The organism is Streptomyces sp. NPDC002104 (assembly GCF_053593795.1).
This window is the reverse complement of the sequence record NZ_JBSFDF010000017.1, coordinates 51284-67983: the sequence shown is the minus strand read 5'-3', so window position 1 is coordinate 67983 and position 16700 is coordinate 51284. Positions and strand designations below refer to the sequence as shown.

Annotated in this window: 20 protein-coding genes; 10 read left to right on the top strand and 10 right to left on the bottom strand. The window is 75.2% G+C overall.

Features of this window, described 5'->3' with window-relative positions; translation table 11 throughout:
- Positions 1–57 precede the first annotated feature (57 nt).
- Together ACWCP2_RS17095 and ACWCP2_RS17090 are read left to right on the top strand one after the other, a co-directional pair.
- Positions 58–1374, top strand: a complete 1317-nt coding sequence (locus ACWCP2_RS17095) for an ROK family transcriptional regulator (protein ID WP_450909388.1) — start codon at positions 58–60, stop codon at positions 1372–1374.
- 319 nt (positions 1375–1693) lie between these two features.
- Positions 1694–2209: a putative immunity protein gene (locus tag ACWCP2_RS17090; RefSeq protein WP_450909387.1), complete on the top strand. Its 516-nt coding sequence runs from the start codon at positions 1694–1696 to the stop codon at positions 2207–2209.
- A 40-nt stretch (positions 2210–2249) separates the two neighbouring features.
- Here the strand turns inward: ACWCP2_RS17090 and ACWCP2_RS17085 are convergent, their stop codons facing one another.
- From ACWCP2_RS17085 to ACWCP2_RS17075, 3 genes are all read right to left on the bottom strand, one after another.
- Positions 2250–3332 (bottom strand): LacI family DNA-binding transcriptional regulator, encoded by a 1083-nt coding sequence (locus ACWCP2_RS17085; protein WP_450909386.1) that lies wholly within the window; start codon positions 3330–3332, stop codon positions 2250–2252.
- A gap of 88 nt (positions 3333–3420) precedes the next feature.
- Positions 3421–4827 (bottom strand): MFS transporter, encoded by a 1407-nt coding sequence (locus ACWCP2_RS17080; RefSeq protein WP_450909385.1) that lies wholly within the window; start codon positions 4825–4827, stop codon positions 3421–3423.
- Complete coding sequence (locus tag ACWCP2_RS17075) at positions 4824–5486, bottom strand: ArsR/SmtB family transcription factor (protein ID WP_450909384.1); 663 nt, start codon at positions 5484–5486, stop codon at positions 4824–4826. The genes ACWCP2_RS17080 and ACWCP2_RS17075 overlap by 4 nt, the downstream gene beginning before the upstream one ends.
- A 233-nt stretch (positions 5487–5719) precedes the next feature.
- Here ACWCP2_RS17075 and ACWCP2_RS17070 point away from each other — a divergent pair, with 233 nt between their 5' ends.
- Complete coding sequence (locus ACWCP2_RS17070; RefSeq protein WP_450909383.1) at positions 5720–6463, top strand: SDR family NAD(P)-dependent oxidoreductase; 744 nt, start codon at positions 5720–5722, stop codon at positions 6461–6463.
- 19 nt (positions 6464–6482) lie between these two features.
- Here the strand turns inward: ACWCP2_RS17070 and ACWCP2_RS17065 are convergent, their stop codons facing one another.
- The gene (locus tag ACWCP2_RS17065) at positions 6483–7028 is read right to left on the bottom strand and encodes an AAA family ATPase (protein WP_450909382.1); all 546 of its coding nucleotides are present in this window, start codon (positions 7026–7028) and stop codon (positions 6483–6485) included.
- An 87-nt stretch (positions 7029–7115) separates the two neighbouring features.
- Entirely contained in the window at positions 7116–7715 is a 600-nt protein-coding gene (locus tag ACWCP2_RS17060; protein ID WP_450909381.1) for a TetR/AcrR family transcriptional regulator, read from the bottom strand.
- Positions 7716–8016: 301 nt separating this feature from the next.
- Here ACWCP2_RS17060 and ACWCP2_RS17055 point away from each other — a divergent pair, with 301 nt between their 5' ends.
- The gene (locus tag ACWCP2_RS17055) at positions 8017–8391 is read left to right on the top strand and encodes a ClpX C4-type zinc finger protein (protein ID WP_450909380.1); all 375 of its coding nucleotides are present in this window, start codon (positions 8017–8019) and stop codon (positions 8389–8391) included.
- Between the two features lie 79 nt (positions 8392–8470).
- Here the strand turns inward: ACWCP2_RS17055 and ACWCP2_RS17050 are convergent, their stop codons facing one another.
- From ACWCP2_RS17050 to ACWCP2_RS17040, 3 genes are all read right to left on the bottom strand, one after another.
- Positions 8471–9244, bottom strand: coding sequence for a peptidoglycan-binding protein (locus tag ACWCP2_RS17050; protein WP_450909379.1), 774 nt, complete (start codon positions 9242–9244; stop codon positions 8471–8473).
- A 125-nt stretch (positions 9245–9369) separates the two neighbouring features.
- Entirely contained in the window at positions 9370–9546 is a 177-nt protein-coding gene (locus ACWCP2_RS17045) for a hypothetical protein (protein WP_450909378.1), read from the bottom strand.
- 271 nt (positions 9547–9817) lie between these two features.
- Positions 9818–11242 (bottom strand): MFS transporter, encoded by a 1425-nt coding sequence (locus ACWCP2_RS17040; protein ID WP_450909377.1) that lies wholly within the window; start codon positions 11240–11242, stop codon positions 9818–9820.
- A 380-nt stretch (positions 11243–11622) separates the two neighbouring features.
- Here ACWCP2_RS17040 and ACWCP2_RS17035 point away from each other — a divergent pair, with 380 nt between their 5' ends.
- From ACWCP2_RS17035 to ACWCP2_RS17025, 3 genes are all read left to right on the top strand, one after another.
- Positions 11623–12111 carry a hypothetical protein gene (locus tag ACWCP2_RS17035; protein ID WP_450909376.1) on the top strand — a complete coding sequence of 163 codons (489 nt, stop codon included), beginning with the start codon at positions 11623–11625 and terminating at the stop codon, positions 12109–12111.
- Positions 12112–12218: 107 nt separating this feature from the next.
- On the top strand, positions 12219–13055 hold the full coding sequence (locus tag ACWCP2_RS17030; protein ID WP_450909375.1) for a MerR family transcriptional regulator: 837 nt from the start codon (positions 12219–12221) through the stop codon (positions 13053–13055).
- A 28-nt stretch (positions 13056–13083) separates the two neighbouring features.
- A complete protein-coding gene (locus tag ACWCP2_RS17025; protein ID WP_450909374.1) occupies positions 13084–13629 on the top strand; it encodes an adenylate kinase in 546 nt (181 codons plus the stop codon).
- On the opposite strand, the gene ACWCP2_RS17020 is transcribed toward ACWCP2_RS17025, so the two are convergent.
- On the bottom strand, positions 13596–13928 hold the full coding sequence (locus tag ACWCP2_RS17020) for a hypothetical protein (RefSeq protein WP_450909373.1): 333 nt from the start codon (positions 13926–13928) through the stop codon (positions 13596–13598). The two genes, ACWCP2_RS17025 and ACWCP2_RS17020, sit on opposite strands and share 34 nt — an antisense overlap.
- A gap of 127 nt (positions 13929–14055) precedes the next feature.
- Between ACWCP2_RS17020 and ACWCP2_RS17015 the strand changes: the two genes are divergently transcribed.
- Together ACWCP2_RS17015 and ACWCP2_RS17010 are read left to right on the top strand one after the other, a co-directional pair.
- A complete protein-coding gene (locus ACWCP2_RS17015; protein ID WP_450909372.1) occupies positions 14056–14526 on the top strand; it encodes a hypothetical protein in 471 nt (156 codons plus the stop codon).
- A 55-nt stretch (positions 14527–14581) separates the two neighbouring features.
- Positions 14582–14929, top strand: a complete 348-nt coding sequence (locus tag ACWCP2_RS17010; RefSeq protein ID WP_450909371.1) for a S26 family signal peptidase — start codon at positions 14582–14584, stop codon at positions 14927–14929.
- A gap of 78 nt (positions 14930–15007) precedes the next feature.
- On the opposite strand, the gene ACWCP2_RS17005 is transcribed toward ACWCP2_RS17010, so the two are convergent.
- Positions 15008–16015, bottom strand: a complete 1008-nt coding sequence (locus tag ACWCP2_RS17005; RefSeq protein ID WP_450909440.1) for a helix-turn-helix transcriptional regulator — start codon at positions 16013–16015, stop codon at positions 15008–15010.
- 124 nt (positions 16016–16139) lie between these two features.
- On the opposite strand from ACWCP2_RS17005, the gene ACWCP2_RS17000 reads away from it, so the two are divergent.
- Positions 16140–16637 carry a DUF3224 domain-containing protein gene (locus ACWCP2_RS17000; RefSeq protein ID WP_450909370.1) on the top strand — a complete coding sequence of 166 codons (498 nt, stop codon included), beginning with the start codon at positions 16140–16142 and terminating at the stop codon, positions 16635–16637.
- Positions 16638–16700: the final 63 nt, after the last annotated feature.

Genomic DNA, 16700 nt, shown 5'->3' with positions numbered 1-16700 from the left:
GCCCCGAGGGGCCGCGCAAGGGTATGTTGCGATCGGTGTCGGGGCGGAAGGAGCCACATGACGACGGGGCGCAGTGGACGTACGGTGCGGGACCTGAGAAGGGGCAACCGCAGCGCCGTACTCCAGCAGTTGTACTTCGGCGCGCCCATGAGCCGGCAGGAGCTGGGCCCCGCGACAGGGCTGAGTTCGGGATCCGTCAGCAACGTGGTCGGTGAACTCGTCGCGGACGGACTGCTGGAGGAGGCCGGCGTCGTCGACTCGGACGGCGGCCGGCCGCGTACGCTGCTGCGCGTGGCGCCGGGCAGCGCACACATGATCGGCATCGATGTCGGCGAAACCCGGGTCAGGGTCGAGCTGTTCGACCTGACGCTGACCGAACTGGCGCGCACGGAACTGCCGTTGAAACCGCGCGGCTGCTACGACGTCGGGCCGGTCGTCGACCACGTGCGGAGCGGGATCGCCACCGTCCTGGAGCGGGCCGGGGTCGGAACGGACCGGCTCCTGGGGGTCGGCATCGGGGTCCCCGGCATCGTCGACCGGGACGCGCCGGGCGGTACGGTCGTCCACGGGCAGACCATCGGCTGGGACGCGGTCCCGCTGGAGGCGCTGCTGCGGGCGACGGGCGCCGTACCGCCCGAGGTCCCGTACCTCATCGACAACGGGGCCCGCACGCTCGGGCAGGCGGAGATGTGGTTCGGCGCGGGCCGCGGGGCCCGGGACGCGGTGGTCGTGCTGTTCGGTTCCGGCGTGGGCGCGAGCCTGATCACCGACGGTTCCCCCGACGGCGCAGGCACGGAGGGCGCACCGCTGGAGTGGGGCCACCTGACGGTGCAGGTCCGCGGGCGGCGCTGCCGCTGCGGGGCGCTGGGCTGCCTGGAGGCCTACACGGGGGCGGAGTCGCTCCTGGCGCGGTGGGCGGAGCGGGGCGGCGGGGACGCCGCCGCCGGGGACGAGGAGGATGCCCTGGCCGCGCTGCTGGCGGCGGCCGGCGGCGGGGACGCGGTCGCGCTGGAGCTGCTCGACGAGACCGCGGAGTACCTGGGAGCCGGCCTGTCGGACCTGATCAACCTGTTCCAGCCCGAGCGGATCCTGATCGGCGGCTGGGCGGGCCTGATGCTGGGCCCGCACATCCTCCCGGCGGTACGGGACCACGCGACGCGCTACTCGCTGCGTCATCCGGCCGCCCGGGTCACCATCGACATGGGCTCACTGGGCCCGGACGCGGTCACCGTGGGCGCGGCCACCCTCCCCCTGGCCGCCTTCTTCGCCACGGGCGGCCGCCGCACCCCACCGGAGCCCACGGCGGAGGCCCCGGGCTGGCAGACGTCCCTCCGAACCCGCGGCGGCACCCCGGCGGCGGGGGCGCGGGGCTAGGCCGGGCACGGCCCGCACCGGAACCTGTGCCGGGGCCTGGGCTTGGGCCTGGGCTTGGGCCTGGGCCTAGGCCTGGGCCTGGGCCTGGGCCTGGGCCGGAGCCGAAGGCTAGGCCGCAGTCCGGGCCGGGACCAGGATCGAGGGCGGAGCCAGTGCCGCGGTCCGGGCCGGAGCCGGGGCCGGGGCCGGGACCCCTAGCGGAGCCCGTGCCGGGACTAGGATCGCAACCCCCGTCCCGGGGCGGGGCGGGGCCGGAGTCGAAGGCGAAGCCGGGGCCCGTTGCGGGGCACGGGCCCGGGGTGTCCAAGGAGCGCTGACCATGATCCTTCCGAAGGAACGGGACCTCCGTTTCGTGACGGCCCGCCGGGGCGGGACCCTCAGCGACGCGGATCACCGCCTTCTCGCCCTCTGGGCGGCAGAGTGCGCCGAGCACGTCCTCGGACTGTTCGAGTCGGCCCGGCCCGAGGATCCGCGGCCGCGCCGGGCGATCGAGCACGTCCGGGCATGGGTCCGCGGTGAGGTCACCATGACCGCGTCACGCGCGGCGGGCGGCCATGCGATGGGCGCGGCCCGGGACCTGCGCGGGGCGGCCCGCCACGCCGCGTACGCCGCGGGGCAGGCCGGGGCCGTCGCTCATGTCGCCGCGCACGAGCTCGGCGCGGCCGCCTATGCGATCAAGGCCGTCCGCGCCGCAGCGCCCGAGGGCGAGGGCGAGGCTGCCGGGCGCCGGGAGTGCCGGTGGCAGCGCGGCCGGCTTCCCGAGGCGATCCGCGCACTCGTGCTCGACGACCAGCGCTTGCGCAACGGCATCTGCTGGTCGGCCTTCGACTGCTGAGCAGGGGCGCCCACGCCCCTGGACCTCACGCCGATGGAACTCACGCCGAGTCGCGGACCACCAGCTCCGGGTCGAAGAGCACCGCCGCCGGGTCCGCCGCGGCCGTGCCGGCCACCCGGTCCAGGAGGAGGCGGACCATCTCCGCCGCCATCTCCTCCACCGGCTGGCGGACCGTCGTCAGCCGGGGCCGCGCCGCCACCGCCGCGCCGGAGTCGTCGAAGCCGACCACCGCCACGTCCTCGGGGATCCGGCGGCCGTGTTCGCGCAGCACCAGGCAGGCGCCCTGGGCCATCAGGTCGTTCGCCGCGAACACCCCGTCCAGGTCCGGGTGTTCGGCCAGGAGTGCGCGCATCGCCTGCTCGCCGCCGTCCAGGGTGAAATCGGCCTCGGCCACCCGTACCGCCGTTCCGGACAGCGCTTCCCGGAAGCCCTCCACCCGGTCCCGGCTCGCCGGGACGTCCGCCGGACCGCCGATCGCGGCGAGCCGCCGGCAGCCCCGGGCGAGGAGGTGCCGCGCGGCCAGCGCCCCGCCCTCGCGGTGGCGCAGGTCGACCCAGTCCAGCGGGATCTCGGGAGCCGGCCGGGCGAAGAGCACCGCGGGCACACCGGCGCGCACGAGCATGCCGGGCAGCGGGTCGTGGCCGTCGGTGGTGACGAGCAGCGCTCCGTCCCCACCTCCCTGGGTGAGGTACGAGACCACCTGCGCGCGGTCCGCCTCCCCGTCGGCGAACAGCAGCACCGGATGCACCCCGCGCGGGCGCAGGGCCCGTACGACCCCGCTCACCACCCGCCCGAAGAAGGGGTCCTGGAACACCCGGCCGGTGTCGGCGCCCGCGCCCGAGACCACCAACGCCACCGCACCCGAGCGGCGGGTCACCAGTGAGCGGGCCGCGCGGTTCGGCACGTAGCCGGTGGCGGCGACGGCCTGCTGGACCGCCTCCTGGATGGCGGGATCGACATTGCGGACCCCGTTCACCACGCGGGACACGGTGGCCCGGGACACCCCGGCGGCGCGGGCCACGTCTTCCAGGGTCGGGGCCGTGCCGGTACCGGTGGCCGTCCCGGTGCCGGTGCCGGTGGCCGTCCCGGTGCCGGTGCCGGTGGCCGTGCTCGCTGCGTCCATGTCGGCACTTTAGCCGCCCCCGCTCCGGCCCTTCCCGGGCCCCGGTCCGCCCCTGCGGTCGCACCCGGGCCCGGGCGGAAATCCCGGATCAACCCGCGACGGCTGCGGGCGCCATGGGTTCGGGTGCGTGGAGTTCGGCTCGCCGGAGCACGGGGACGGCGAGGCCGAGGGATGCGGCGAGCAGGCAGATCACTCCGCAGCCGGCGAAGAACGCCTCCGCTCCCCACAGCGCCACCGTGACGCCGACGGCGGGGAAGAGCACGGGAGCGAGGCCCAGCGTGCACAGGGTCGTGACCGAAGTGACCCGTCCGAGATAGCGGGGGTCCGTCTCCGTCTGGAGCAGCGCACCGGTCACGGTGGAGGTGAACCCGCTGGTCAGTCCGATCAGGGAACCGAGGACGACGGCGAGGGGCAGCGAGGGCGCACGCCCCAGGGCTACCGCTCCCCCGGCCGTACCGAGCAGCGCCGCACACATCACCAGCCCGGCGCGCGGTATGCGGGCCGAGACGGTGAGCAGCAGGGCCGACGTGGCGGCTCCCGCGCTGAAGGCGCTCGCGATCCACCCCATGCCCGCCGCGCCCCAGCCGCGTTCGTCGGCCAGGAGCACCAAGCCGGTGGCCACGGGACCGCTGAAGCACATCTCGCCCAGCCCGATGACCGCGACCAGCGGGAGCAGCATCCGGTGGCGGCGGACGTAGCGCAGCCCGCCGGCCAGCTCACGCCGGGCGGAGGCGGAGCCGGGCTCGGAGGCGGGCGCGGAGGCGGGCGCCGACCCGGGCGCCGAGCCGGGCTCGGAGGCGAGCGCCGAACCGGGCGCCGAGCCGGGCTCGGAAGCAGGCGCGGAAGCGGACGCGGAAGCGGGCCGGGGCGGCCGTGCCGACGAGGCGGCCCGCACGGTGAGGAGCGTCGCGAGCGAGAGGGCGAACAGGACGCCCGCGGCGGTGAACGCACCGGCCGCGCCGGCCGTCACCAGGACGGCCGCCGCCAGCAGCGGACCCGCCGCGTTGCTCAGCCGGACCGACAGCCCCCGCATCCCCTGGATCCTGGCGAACTGTGCGGGCGCCGCGATGAGCGGCGGGAGCGCGCCCACCGCCGGCATGAACACCGCGTCGACCACGCCGAAGACCGACGCGAGGGCGACCAGGGGCCACACGCCGGGGGACCCGAGCGTGAGCACCGCGGCGGCCCCGAGGATCACCGCGCAGCGCACCGCGTCGCTGACGACGGCGACCCGCCGCGGCCCGAACCGGTCGGCCACCACACCGCCCCCGAGCATGAGCACCGCACGGGGCAGGGCTCCGGCCGCGACCACCAGGCCCACCTGCGACGGCCCGCCGACCCGTACGGCGGCCCAGGTCAGCGCGAGGAAGTAGACGACGTCGCCGGTGACCGAGGCGGTGTACGCGAAGAGCCAGCGCAGGACGTTGGCGTCCCGGTAGCCGGGCCGCGCGGACGCCGCCGCGACCGCGGCCGCGGCTGCCCCCGCCGGCTTCACGCGCCATCACCGGCCGGCGGCAGGGCCGTTCCCGGTACCGGGAACGCCTGCACCTGCACCGCTACCGGTGACGCCCCTTCAGGGGCCTCGTCCTCCGCGTGGTGGTAGCGCGAGATCACCTGGAAGATCTCGGCGCGCATCCGGGCCACGTCCCCCGGCGTCAGGTACATGAGGAAGTCGCCGAAGGCGGACGCGTCGAGCCATTCCTCGGGCAGGAGCGGTACCTCGTGTGCGGCCCTGCGCAGGCGGTCCGCCGCCGCGAGGGCGACGGCGTGCGTGTAGGCGCGGCCGGCCTCGCGCCGTTCGGCGGAGTTGGAGGCGGGATCGTGGACCGACTGGCGATGGGCGGCCTTCCACCACCGCTCGCGCCCGGTGCCGCGCCCGGGTTCCTCGACGATGAGCCCACCCGCCCCGAGGCGCCGCAGGTGGTAGCTGGCCGCCCCGGGGTTGATGCCGAGTTCTTCGGCGATCCGGGTCGCGGTGGCCGGGCCACGCTCCCGCAGGAGGGTGAGCACGTTCAGGCGCATCGGGTGGGCGAGTACGCGCAGGGCGGCCGTGTCGAGCTCGATGTCCTGTCGTCCCGACGACTCGGCGGCGGCAGATCCGGCGGATGCAGCCGACGCGGCGGAGGGAGCGGGGGAAGCGGGGGAAGCGACCATGCGCCGAGAGTAGACCCACAACAGTTCTTTCGAAAGAGTTGTTGTGAGACCAATACGCCTTCCTCCAGGACGCGTTGCCCAACACGCTTGAGCCGCCGTGCAGTTGATTCCGGGCAGCCCCGGGCCCACCGCGGAAGATCCTTTTCCCTGGTCAGCCCAGGTGTCACGGTGTTAGCCTGCGGCCACCCAGGTGTGGGCACGACACGGGGCAACGCGTCACACAGGAGGCTCACATGTCACGTCGACCGGTCACCATCGTCACCGGTGGCAGTCGCGGAATCGGCGCCGCGACATGCGTCCAGCTCGCCGCCGACGGGCACGACATCGTCCTCGGCTACCTCCACGACGACGCGGCCGCCAAGGCCACCGCCGATCGGGTGCGGGAGGCGGGCGCCCGGTGTGTGACCGTACGCGGTGACACCTCCGAGGAATGCGGCGTGGAGCGGCTCTTCGACATCGCCGGAGCCGAGTTCGGTGCGGTGACCGGCCTGGTCAACAACGCCGGAGTGACCGGCACCCCGGGCCGGCTCGCCGACATCCGGGTCGAGGACCTGCGCCGCGTGCTCGACGTGAACCTCCTCGGGTACCTGCTCTGCTGCCGCCGGGCCGCCCGGGACATGGCCGAGTCGGGCGGCGGGGCCATCGTCAACGTCTCCTCCGCGGCCGCCACCCTCGGCAGCCCCGGCCGCTACGTCCACTACGCCGCCACCAAGGCCGCCACCGACACCCTGACCCTGGGCCTGGCCAAGGAGCTGGGCCCGGACGGAATCCGGGTCAACGCGGTGGCCCCCGGCATCATCGACACCGACATGCACGCCGCCATGGGCGACCCCGACCGCCCGGCCCTCGCCGCCGCGGAGATCCCGCTCGGGCGGGCCGGGCAGCCCGCGGAGGTCGCCGCGGCCATCGCCTGGCTGCTGTCCGCGGACGCCGCGTACACGACCGGTACGGTCCTGCGCGTCGCCGGCGGGCGCTGACCGGACACCGCGCGGTGGCTCAACCGGAGTCGCTGGGCAGCCAGTCGGTGGCGCCCAGCACTTCGCTCGCTATGTCGACCACGGAGCGCCCATCGGTCGCCACCCGGACCGCGTCCGGGGGCATCCGCTCTTCCAGGATCCGCGCCTTGCGGGCGCTGCTCCGCAGTTCGTGCTCCAGCTCCGAGCCCCGCTCGCGACCCGTCAGCCGCTCGCGGGCGGTGGCGTCGGTGGCGGTGAGCACGACGCGCACGATCCCGACCCGCGGGCCCATGGCCCGCTGGAACATGCCCTCCTGCTCGGCCAGCACGCTCACGGTGTGCGTGTAGATCAGGCGGCGGTGGCCGAGCTCGGCGTAGTTCGACCAGAGCGCCGTCAGATTGCGTTCGGCTATCTTCCTGCGGCCGGGGTCGTCCTCCGGAGCGGGGTGCACCTGCCCCATGAAGTCGCCTTCGATGACGCAGTGAGCGACCATCGCGGCGCGCAGCCGGGCCGAGACCTCCCAACCCACCGTCGTCTTGCCGACACCCGCACGCCCTGCGATGAGCAGTACCTCTGCTGAATCCATGACCGCACCCTGCCAGGGCTGACGCACATGCGCCGCCCTTTTGTGCGCGCCCCGCTCCGCCCCGACCAGCCGGCCGGCCGGCCGCGATCAGGACGCGGCGGGTCCGCGGAGTCCCCGCAGGAGGAGTGCGATCAGCCGGCGGGGGTCGTAGCGGGGGTCGGTGTCGCGCCCGATGCAGAGGTTGCCGATGCCTCGCATGAGTTCGTAGGGCTGGATGCCGGGCTGGATGTCACCGCTGTCGACCGCGGCGTCGATCAGCTGGGAGGCCACGGGCGAGAGCCGGCTGAGGAAGTGGGCGTGCAGGTCGGCGAAGCGGTCGCTGTCGGACTGCAGGGCGTCGGCGAGGCCGTGCTTGGTGACGAGGAAGTCGACGAAGAGGTCGATCCATCGGCTCAGCGCTTCGTACGGGGTGGTCCCGGCAGCGGCCAGCAGCGCGGGGCCGGCTTCGGCGAGCGCTTCGATCTGGTGGTTGTAGACGGCGGTGACGAGGTCGGCGCGGGTGGGGAAGTGCCGGTAGATGGTGGCCATGCCGACCCCCGCCTCGGCGGAGATCTCCCTGATCGGCGCGTCGACCCCGGAGGTGAGGAACACCTTCGCGGCGGCGGCGAGCACGGCCTGCTGATTGCGCAGGGCGTCGGAGCGCTTGCTCTTGGCCGGCGGATTTCCGGTGGGGCTGTCGGCGGGCATGGCGCGTTCCTTCCGGAATCGTTCGACAAAGCGGAGCCGCACTCCGCCTATTAAGTGGAGCCGCGCTCCACTTGAATGTAGCCTACGCGCCCCGCCCCGGACCGCCTCGCCCCCGCCGGTGGCCCGCCGAGACCACCGGCGAGAACCCCGAGCGGGTCACCGCCCTCGCCCGGCTCACCGCGGCCGGTGCCCGCGCGGTGGGCCGTGTCGAAGCCGAACAGGCCGACCCCGGCGGCCCTTGTCAGGTACGTCCTGACGCTCCTAGGGTGTCAGGACCCACCTGACACCCTAGGAGCGTGCTGTGACACCGCCCGATGTCCCGACCGAACCCGCCCGGTGTTCCTTCTGCGGCAAGCCGAGCACCGAGGTCGCGAAACTCGTCGCCGGCGCCGGCGTCAACATCTGCGACGAATGCGTGACCCTGTCCGCTTCGATCATCGACGGGACCCTGGGGACCGGCCCGTCGAGCCCGCCCCGGCCGCTCTGGCAGTCGCTGGCGGACGAGGAGATGCTGAGCCACATCCCGCGCGTCGCGGCGCACATCGATCGGGCCGAGGCCGACCTGCGCTCGTGGGTGCGGGAACTGCGCCGGCGCGGGGTCACCTGGGCCAGGATCGGGGAATCCCTCGGGATCACCCGCCAGTCGGCGTGGGAGCGGTTCGCCGGCGAGGGATGAGATGCGCCCGGGGCCCCGACCGGCCGTAGAAGCGGGCTGCCGGCTGGTGCCAGGAAGCCTGCGGGTCGGTGGGGCGGTGTCAGCCCTCGGTTCCGAAGACCGCGCGGGTCGCCGGACCGTAGACGCCCGGCGGGTCGCCCTCGATGCTCCTGTTCTGCTGCAGCTGGAGGACACCGCGCCGGGTCTGCTCGTCGTAGACGCCGGTGACGGAGACGTACGTGAACCCCTGCCCGTGGAGCCGCTCCTGCAGGGCGCGCACCTCGGCCCCGCGGTCCCCCGGGCCCAGCGTTCCGCCCCCGCCCGGCGCCGGGCGCGTGCCCGTCGGGTCCGCGGGCTTCGGCGACCGGGTCGTACGGCCCGAAGGCCCGGACGAGGGCCGGCCCGTGGCCGGCGAAGCCGTCGGCGACGGGTTTCCGGGCGGCGGCGGGCTGACGGACTCACCGGCCGCCGGGGACTCCTCGCCCGCCCCCGGGCTGCGCGCCGGAAGGACCGGCACGGACAGCTTCGGCGGGACCACGGCGCGCCGCGGTTCCTGGTCGGGGCCCGGCAGGAGGAACGCGAGGACCCCGGCCGCCCCGAGTGCGAGCAGGGCGAGTCCCACGAGCGGGAGCCGGCTGCCCCGCCGGTCGGTGGCGGCAACGCCCGCCGGACCCGCGGCGGATGCGGTCCGCTGCGCGGGCACGGGCCGCGATCCGGATGCGGGCGAAGGCCCGGGCGCCTCGGCCGGCGGGCCGAAATCCGTCGGTACGAAGATCCGCCCGGCCTCGTCGGGCCAGGCGGCCGCGGAAGGGCCGGGCAGCGGGCCCGAGGGGGCCACGTAGGGGCGTACGAGCAAGCGATCGTCGTCGGGCACGATCCCACTCTCATCGGGTCAGCGGGCAGGGGCAGGGGCAGGGGCAGGGGCAGGAGTCGCGGTTGTCTCGCAGGGGGTACGGGGGCCGGCGCGGCGGTGCGGTGTCGGCCCCCGTACCCGGCCGGTCAGGTCCTGCGCCGCCGGGCGACCAGGACCGTCCCGACACCGGCGGCCGGAACACGGCCACCGCCGATCACCACGGGCGCGGCCGCGCCCCTGCCGGTCTGGGCCGCGCCCCGGCCGGTCGCACCGAAGCCGCCGGCCGCTGGAGGAGCGAACGAGGAGCGGGCGGATACGAGCATGTGAGGCATCTCCGGGGTACGGGCCGTGCGGTGGTGCTGGGCGTCCGGACCTTTCGGGCAGGTCGGTCCGGGTGACGATGTTCGACCGGCGCACTCTTTCCCCAGGGGATGCCCCAGGTCAAGCCGGATGTCCGATCCACCCCATCCGCCCCGTCTGGGCAGGGCCTCTTCATCGGAAACCACCCCATCAGGAGCGGTTCCCCTGTCAGGCTGAGCGGTTCACCGTCCGGATTGCGGACGGTCAACTCCTGTTCCGGGGTCCGGCGCTGGACTACCGCTGGTCGGCCGGCGAAGCGTCGCGGTCGTCCGTGCGACCTCCCGGGCCGGCGCCACCGCCGGCGGATCCCGCGCTCACGACGGCTCGCGTGCGGGTGCGGGAGGTCGAGGTGACCCGGACGGTGACGGCGGCCAGCGCCATCAGGGCGGCTCCCGCCCAAGGGGCGGCGGGCACCGAGATCCCGTCGACCGCGAGGCCTCCGGACAGGGCGCCGGCGGCGATGGCCAGGTTGAACATCGCCACCATCAGCGAGGAGGCGGCCTCCGAGTCCTCCGGCGCGGCCTTGATCATCCAGCTCTGCAGACTGACCGAGACCCCGCCGTACGCGAGCCCCCAGGCCAGCAGCAGCACGGTCCCGGGGACCGCTCCCGGCACCGTGGCGATCAGCGCGAGGATCACGGCGAGGGAGGCCCCGACCGCGAACAGCGACCGGTACGGATCACGCGCTCCCGCCAGGAAGTTGCCGGCCACGCCCGCCACTCCGTAGCCGAGGAGGAGGGTGCTCACGTAGGCCGCGTTCACACCGGAGACGTCCTGCAGGATCGGCCGTACGAACGTGTAGGCCGCGAACTGCCCCGTCACCACGAGGAAGGTGACGATCACCCCGGCCCGGACCGCGCGGTTGCGCCGCAGCAGGGTGGGGAGTTGGGCGAAGGTGATGGTCCGCGTCGCGGGCAGCGGCGGGAGCAGCAGGAGCAGGGCGGCCAGGGTCAGGACCCCGAGCCCGCCCACGGCCGCGAAGGCGAAGCGCCAGCCGCCGAGTTCGCCGAGCAGGGTCCCGGCGGGAACGCCGAGCACCGAGGCGGTGGGGACCCCGCCGAAGACGAGCGCGGTGGCCCGGCCGACGTGGTGCGCGGGGACGAGGCGGACGGCGAGGCCGCCGGCTATGGCCCAGAACCCGCCGACGCTGACCCCCACGAGCAGCCGGGCGGCCAGCAGCACGGCGAAGCCCGGAGCGATGGCCGCGACCAGGTTGGCGACGGCCATCAGGGCGATCAGCACGACCAGGACCCAGCGCCGGTCGAGCCGGCCGGCGCCCACGGTGACGAGGGGCGCGCAGAAGCCCGCGATCAGCCCCGGCACGGTGACCATCAGCCCGGCGGTGCCGTCGGACACGCCGAGGTCGGTGCCCACGGAGGTGAGCAGGCCGACGGGCAGCAGTTCGGAGGTGATGAGGCAGAAGATCCCGAGCGCCACGGCCCCTACGGCGCCCCATCCGCGCCACCCTGCGGACCCGGCGGACTCGGGGGCCTCGGGGGGCCCGGCGGACTCGGCGGATCGGGCGGACTCGGCCGACTCGGCGGGTGGTTCGGGCGTGGGGCCAGGGGCCCGCGCGGACGGGGGCGCGGAGGCGGGGCCCGGCGGGTGCTTCGGCTGCGGGGAATCGGGTTCGTTGCCGGGCGCGGGGGCTGCGGTCATGGGGTGGGACTCCGTACGGGGCAGGCAGGCGGGCGGGCAGGCGGGGCGGCCCACCGGAGCGTTCCCGCCGCACGGGCGGCGCCGGTCCGGGGAGCCGGCACGACACCGCGGAGCACCGGGGGTCGCGCCTCCCCCGGCATCCGTACTGTCGTTCCCCTCCGAACCTTGTCGGGATTTCTCCGTGAGGTCCACCCCCGTCCAGGTGCGCGTTCTCCCGGACCGGTGAACCTCCCGGCGCGGCAGAAACGATCACAGTGCGCCCGGAGGATCGTTTCGGCAGCCCCGTCAGTGCCCTCCCCGGCCCCCTGGGCCTCCCCCGCCTCACCCCGACGTGTGAGGGCGGGAATCCGGCCCGCCCGCCCGTGCGGCATGGTGGTCCGATGCAGTTACGCCGGGCCCTGCCCCTCTCCCTCGTCGCCCTCCTCGCGAGCGCCGGCTGCGTGTCGGTCGGCGGCCCGCGGGATGCCGGTCTGCCCGAACGCGATTCCGTGACCACCGCCGACGCGCCGGAGCTGAGCCGGCCGGATGACGCCTCCCCCACGGCCGGTCCGGTCGCGCTCCCCGCCGAGCCGCTGCCCCTCGGCGAACTCCCGGCGCGGGCCGGCGCCAACGGGGCGGACACGGGCCGGGACGGCGGCCCCGAACCCTCCCGGCGTGCCGCGAAGGCCCCCCGCCCGGCGGCCGAACGGCGCGCGAAGCCGGCCGCGCCCCGCCGCGCGCACCCGCCGAAGACGACCGCCGCCCGGCCCGACCGCCCCGCACGGAACCCCGTACCGCCGCTGCCGCGCCCGGACGAGTTGTGCGCTGCGGCGGAAGGCTCCCTGCCGCCTTCCATCGTGGATCTCTGCATCCGCCAGGCCGGCCGCTGAACCGGACCACCCGTCCGCGCCCATGAGCCTCTGACCTGGCCCGATGTCCGCATATCCTGGCCGCGCTTGACCCTCACACCGTGTCAGGGCCTGCACTGGAAGGCGTCATGTTCACCATCGGAGACTTCGCCAAGCACGGCCGGGTGTCGGTCCGCATGCTGCGTCACTACGACGCGCTCGGACTGCTGCACCCGGCCCGTGTCGACCCCGCCAGCGGCTACCGCTACTACGAGGCCGGGCAGCTCGCCCGCCTCAACCGTGTCATCGCGCTCAAGGAGCTCGGCTTCAGCCTGGAACAGGTGGGGTCGATACTCGACGAGCTGGTGAGCGCGGAGGAGCTGCGCGGCATGCTGCGGCTGCGGCAGGCGGAACTGGAATCGGCCATGGCCGCCGCGGCGGCCCGGCTGACCCAGGTCGAGACGAGGCTCCGGATCATCGAGAACGAGGGAACCATGTCTTCCATCGACATCGTCGTCAAGAGCCTTCCGCCCGTCCGCCTCGCCGAGTTGAGCGGGGTGGCGGCCAGCTACGCCGGGCAGGACATCAGCCCGGTCATCGGCCCGCTCTACGAGGAGCTGCTCGGCCGCGTCGAGGCCGCCGGAGTCACGCTGACCGAACCCGGCGTGGCGTACTACGAGGACGCCGGTGACGCGTCGCGGCCCGGTGCCGTCCTGGTCCACGCCGGGGTGGCGGTGGCGGCGAGCGTCCGGGCCGAGGACCTCGGGGGCGACGTGCGCATCGTGGTGCTCCCCGCCGTCCAGCGGGCGGCGACCGTCGTGCACCGGGGGTCCATGGACTCCGTGCTGCCGACCGCGCAGGCCCTGGCGCAGTGGATCGACGCGAACGGGGAGCGCTCCAGTGGCTACGCCCGCGAGGTGTCCCTGTCCTGCCCGGCGGACCGCAACCAGTGGGTCACCGAGCTCCAGGAACCCCTCGACGCCTGACGGCCCGCGCCCCGGTTAGGCTCCGCTGATGCAACGCGTACTCGTCGTCGGCATCAGCGGAGCCGGCAAGTCCACCATGGCCCGGGAGCTGGGGCGGCTGTTCGTCCTGCCGTACCACGAGATGGACGAGCTGCACTTCTCCGGACCGGGGTGGGCCGTCAGCCCGTCCTACGTCGCGGACCTCGCGCGGATCGCGGAGGGCGACCGGTGGATCCTCGACTCCCACGGACCCGAGGCCGCCCGCGCGTTCCTGTGGCGGCGGGCCGACACCGTGGTGTGGCTGGACCAGCCGCGCCGTACCGTCATGCGTCGCGTGCTGGTGCGCTCGCTGCGCCGGAGCCTGCTGCGGGAGCGGTTGTTCGGGGGCAACCGCGAGCGGTGGCGGGAGTGGCTGCGCGCCGACCACCCGGCGTGGTGGGCCTGGTCCCAGTACGGGGCCCGGCGTGCGGAGATCGGCGCGCTGGCCGGTGACCCGCGGTTCGCCCCGCTGCGGGTGGTCCGGTTGCGCTCCCCGGAGGCCGCCGAAGCCTGGCTGCGGGCTCAGCGCCCGGCCGGGCGGGCGGGCGTCGCGTAGGCGCGTCCCCGCACGGCTCCGCGCCGGACCGTGCGCAGCCGGCGCATCGTGGCGTGCCCGCGGCGGCGCCACTCCGCCCGCGGCAGACCGGCGCGCTGGCCGCCGCCGGTGATCAGGGCGTTGACCGGTGCGTGCGGGTCCGCGGCGAGACCCTTGGCCACCAGGACCCCGACCACGAGCGGGACCAGGGCCACGGCCAGGGCGGACCCGGCGGTGGTCACGTGCTGCTGCATCCGCGGGCGGCTCGCGGCGGGCGCGGTGGCGGTGGGGCCGGGGGCGGAAGCGGTCTCGGTGGTCATGCCCCCATTCCAGCAGCGGGGGCCGTCCGGGGAATCGGCCCGGATACTCAAGCCGTTGGGTGTGAGGTACTCAGAAGCGGACCGGCGCAACCGGTGGGTACAGGGCGGGACGAGAGGACGGCCGTACGTGAGCACACCCGGGCAGGGCTTCGAACCGGCGACCGGCGACGGCCCCGCGCCCTCGGCGCCGGGACGCGCGGCGGAGCTCCGTACCGCCCACGAGGGCCTGCTGCAGATCCGCCGGCTCGTCAACGGCCCGGCGGGCGAGGGAGTTCCCGCCCCGTGGGAGCTCCGGCTGATGCCGCGCGCGGTGGCCCTCGTACTGGAGGCGGCCGGCATCCCGCCGTCGGCGCGGGATCCGCGAGACCCGGACGGACCGCGCACCCGGACCGGGTACCGGGTGGGCCCCGCGCCGTCCGGGGACGGCCGCGTCGAGGTGACCTGGCTCGGCCCGCCGGGCGGCGGCGCGGCCGAGGAGGAGCAGGGACGCCTCATGGCCTGCGCGGCCGCGCTCGAACGGCTCGGCTGGGTCTGCCTGCTGTACCGCGGCCCCCGCCGCCGCCGCTTCCTGGAGGTCGAGCCACCGCCGGCGCGATGAGCCCGCCGGAAAAACCCGGTGTCCGCGGGGCACGGCCCCGGGGCACACTCACCCGATGGGAATGCTCGACATCCAGGCGGCCCGTGTCCGCGCGGGCGCGACGGTGGAGTTCCGGCCCACCGGCACGTCCATGGTTCCGCTCGTCCGCAGCCGCCAACGCGTCCGCGTCGCCCCGGCCGATCCCGCCCTGCTCGAACTTGGCGACATCGTGCTGGCCCGGGTGTCCGGCACGGTGTACCTGCACCTCGTCACGGCCGTGGACATCCCGCGCCGCCGGGTCCAGATCTCCAACAACCGGGGCCACGTCAACGGCTGGACCGGCCACGACCGGGTGGTCGGCATCTGCCTCACGGTGGACGACGTCCCCCGCCCCGGGGCCGCGGCCAAGGTCCGGACCCCCTAGGGGCGGCACCGGGCGGCGCGGGCCCGGCAAGGTCCGAAGGAGACGGCCCGGGGCGGCCGCGCCGGACCAGGCGCGTCCTCACCGGTACCTGCCGGCCAGTTCGGCCACCGCGGCCGTGAGGGCCCGGCGCAGGTCCGGCGGGCCGAGCACCTCGGCCTCGGCGCCGAGGCGGAGCAGGTCGCCCACGGCCACGGCATCGGATTCGACGGCCAGTTCCACCTCCACCCAGCCCTGCGCGTCGGGCGGGCCGGCGCCGGCCAGGGCGCGGACGCCCGCCGCCCCGAACCACATCGGCAGCAGGCGGCGGGCTCGCGGGGAGAGCCGTACGGTGGCGGTCTGCCGGCGCGTGGCCGCCTCCAGACGGCGGGCGGACTGCGCCCAGTACGCGCCGAGTTCGAACGCGTCGGGGCGTTCGAAGCGCTCCCCCGGGGTGTCCACGGCGAGGAACCGCCCCACCCGGTAGGTCCGCACGGCGCCCCCGGTCTCCACCGTGCCGGCTGCGGCGTCAGGTTCCGGCGCATCCGCGGCGCGGGCGACCAGGTACCAGATGCCGCCCTTGAGGACGAGTCCGAGCGGCCACAGCTCGCGGTGCACGGCCCCGCTCCAGCGGCGGTAGTGGACCTTCAGGACCCGCTGCTCCCACACCGCCTCGGCGATCTCCGCGAGGTGCGGCACGGAATCGGCGTCGCGGAACCAGGCGGGCGCGTCGAGGTGGAAGCGCTGCTGGATCCGGCGGGCCCGGCCGGCGAGTTCGGCGGGCAGGGCGGCCTGGAGTTTCAGCTGGGCGGCGGTGAGGTCCGCGCCGAGGCCGAGGTCCCGGGCGGGGCCGGGGGCGCCGGCGAGGAACAGGGAGCCCGCCTGGACGTCGGTGAGACCGGTGAGCCGGGTCCGGTAGCCGTCGACGAGCCGGAAGCCGCCCGCCGGCCCGCGGTCCGCGTGGACGGGGATCCCGGAGGCACCCAGCGCCTCGACGTCCCGGTACACGGTGCGGACGGAGACCTCCAGCTCGGCGGCGAGCTCGGGGGCGGTCATCCGGCCGCGGTTCTGGAGCAGCAGGAGGAGGGAGAGGAGCCGGTCGGCGCGCATGCGGTCATTGTCCGGCATACCTGACAGGAGATGTCAGGTACGCCGCCCAGGCTGTGCACAGACGGGCCGCCGAAAGCCCGCAGGACCCACCACCCGCATCCGTACCAGCGCACCAGGAGCCCCCGTGCCCGCGTCCACGCCCACCGCCACGCCCACCCCCAACGCCAACAACGCCAAGGCCAACACCAACGCCTTCACCTTCAAGGACTGGGAGGAGCACCCGGTCGGACCGGAGGGCGTCTTCCCCCGCCTGGCCCGGGCCACGGTCACCAACGCCTTCACCGGCGCCCTCACCGCCCCCGCGACGACCTGCGCCTACACCGTGGCCTATACGGGGGACACCACCGGCACCTTCACCGGCCTGGAGCTGGTCACCGGGACCGTCGACGGCCGCGAAGGCGCCTTCGTCCTGGAGGAACGCGGCACCTTCGACGCCACCGGCACCGACTGCCGCTTCACCGTGGTCCCCGGCTCGGGTACGGGCGGCCTGACCGGTCTCGGCGGCTCGGGCTCCTTCGCCCACCGCTTCGGCGACACCTCCGCCGAGTACGTCTTCGACTACGCGTTCACGGACACGGACACGGCCGCTGCCCCGGACGCGGCCGCGGATCAGCCGGCGTAACGCAGCCGACGCCGGTGCGGCCGGTCCGGGCGAGTGCGCCACCCCGGCCCGGTGACCGGCCGC

Bases quoted from the DNA above. Each gene is read 5' to 3' on its own strand.
- ACWCP2_RS17095 (WP_450909388.1), top strand. From the start codon at position 58: ATGACGACGGGGCGCAGTGGACGTACGGTGCGGGACCTGAGAAGGGGC.
- ACWCP2_RS17090 (WP_450909387.1), top strand. From the start codon at position 1,694: ATGATCCTTCCGAAGGAACGGGACCTCCGTTTCGTGACGGCCCGCCGG.
- ACWCP2_RS17085 (WP_450909386.1), bottom strand. From the start codon at position 3,332: ATGGACGCAGCGAGCACGGCCACCGGCACCGGCACCGGGACGGCCACC.
- ACWCP2_RS17075 (WP_450909384.1), bottom strand. From the start codon at position 5,486: ATGGTCGCTTCCCCCGCTTCCCCCGCTCCCTCCGCCGCGTCGGCTGCA.
- ACWCP2_RS17070 (WP_450909383.1), top strand. From the start codon at position 5,720: ATGTCACGTCGACCGGTCACCATCGTCACCGGTGGCAGTCGCGGAATC.
- ACWCP2_RS17065 (WP_450909382.1), bottom strand. From the start codon at position 7,028: ATGGATTCAGCAGAGGTACTGCTCATCGCAGGGCGTGCGGGTGTCGGC.
- ACWCP2_RS17060 (WP_450909381.1), bottom strand. From the start codon at position 7,715: ATGCCCGCCGACAGCCCCACCGGAAATCCGCCGGCCAAGAGCAAGCGC.
- ACWCP2_RS17045 (WP_450909378.1), bottom strand. From the start codon at position 9,546: ATGCTCGTATCCGCCCGCTCCTCGTTCGCTCCTCCAGCGGCCGGCGGC.
- ACWCP2_RS17040 (WP_450909377.1), bottom strand. From the start codon at position 11,242: ATGACCGCAGCCCCCGCGCCCGGCAACGAACCCGATTCCCCGCAGCCG.
- ACWCP2_RS17035 (WP_450909376.1), top strand. From the start codon at position 11,623: ATGCAGTTACGCCGGGCCCTGCCCCTCTCCCTCGTCGCCCTCCTCGCG.
- ACWCP2_RS17030 (WP_450909375.1), top strand. From the start codon at position 12,219: ATGTTCACCATCGGAGACTTCGCCAAGCACGGCCGGGTGTCGGTCCGC.
- ACWCP2_RS17025 (WP_450909374.1), top strand. From the start codon at position 13,084: ATGCAACGCGTACTCGTCGTCGGCATCAGCGGAGCCGGCAAGTCCACC.
- ACWCP2_RS17020 (WP_450909373.1), bottom strand. From the start codon at position 13,928: ATGACCACCGAGACCGCTTCCGCCCCCGGCCCCACCGCCACCGCGCCC.
- ACWCP2_RS17010 (WP_450909371.1), top strand. From the start codon at position 14,582: ATGGGAATGCTCGACATCCAGGCGGCCCGTGTCCGCGCGGGCGCGACG.
- ACWCP2_RS17005 (WP_450909440.1), bottom strand. From the start codon at position 16,015: ATGCGCGCCGACCGGCTCCTCTCCCTCCTCCTGCTGCTCCAGAACCGC.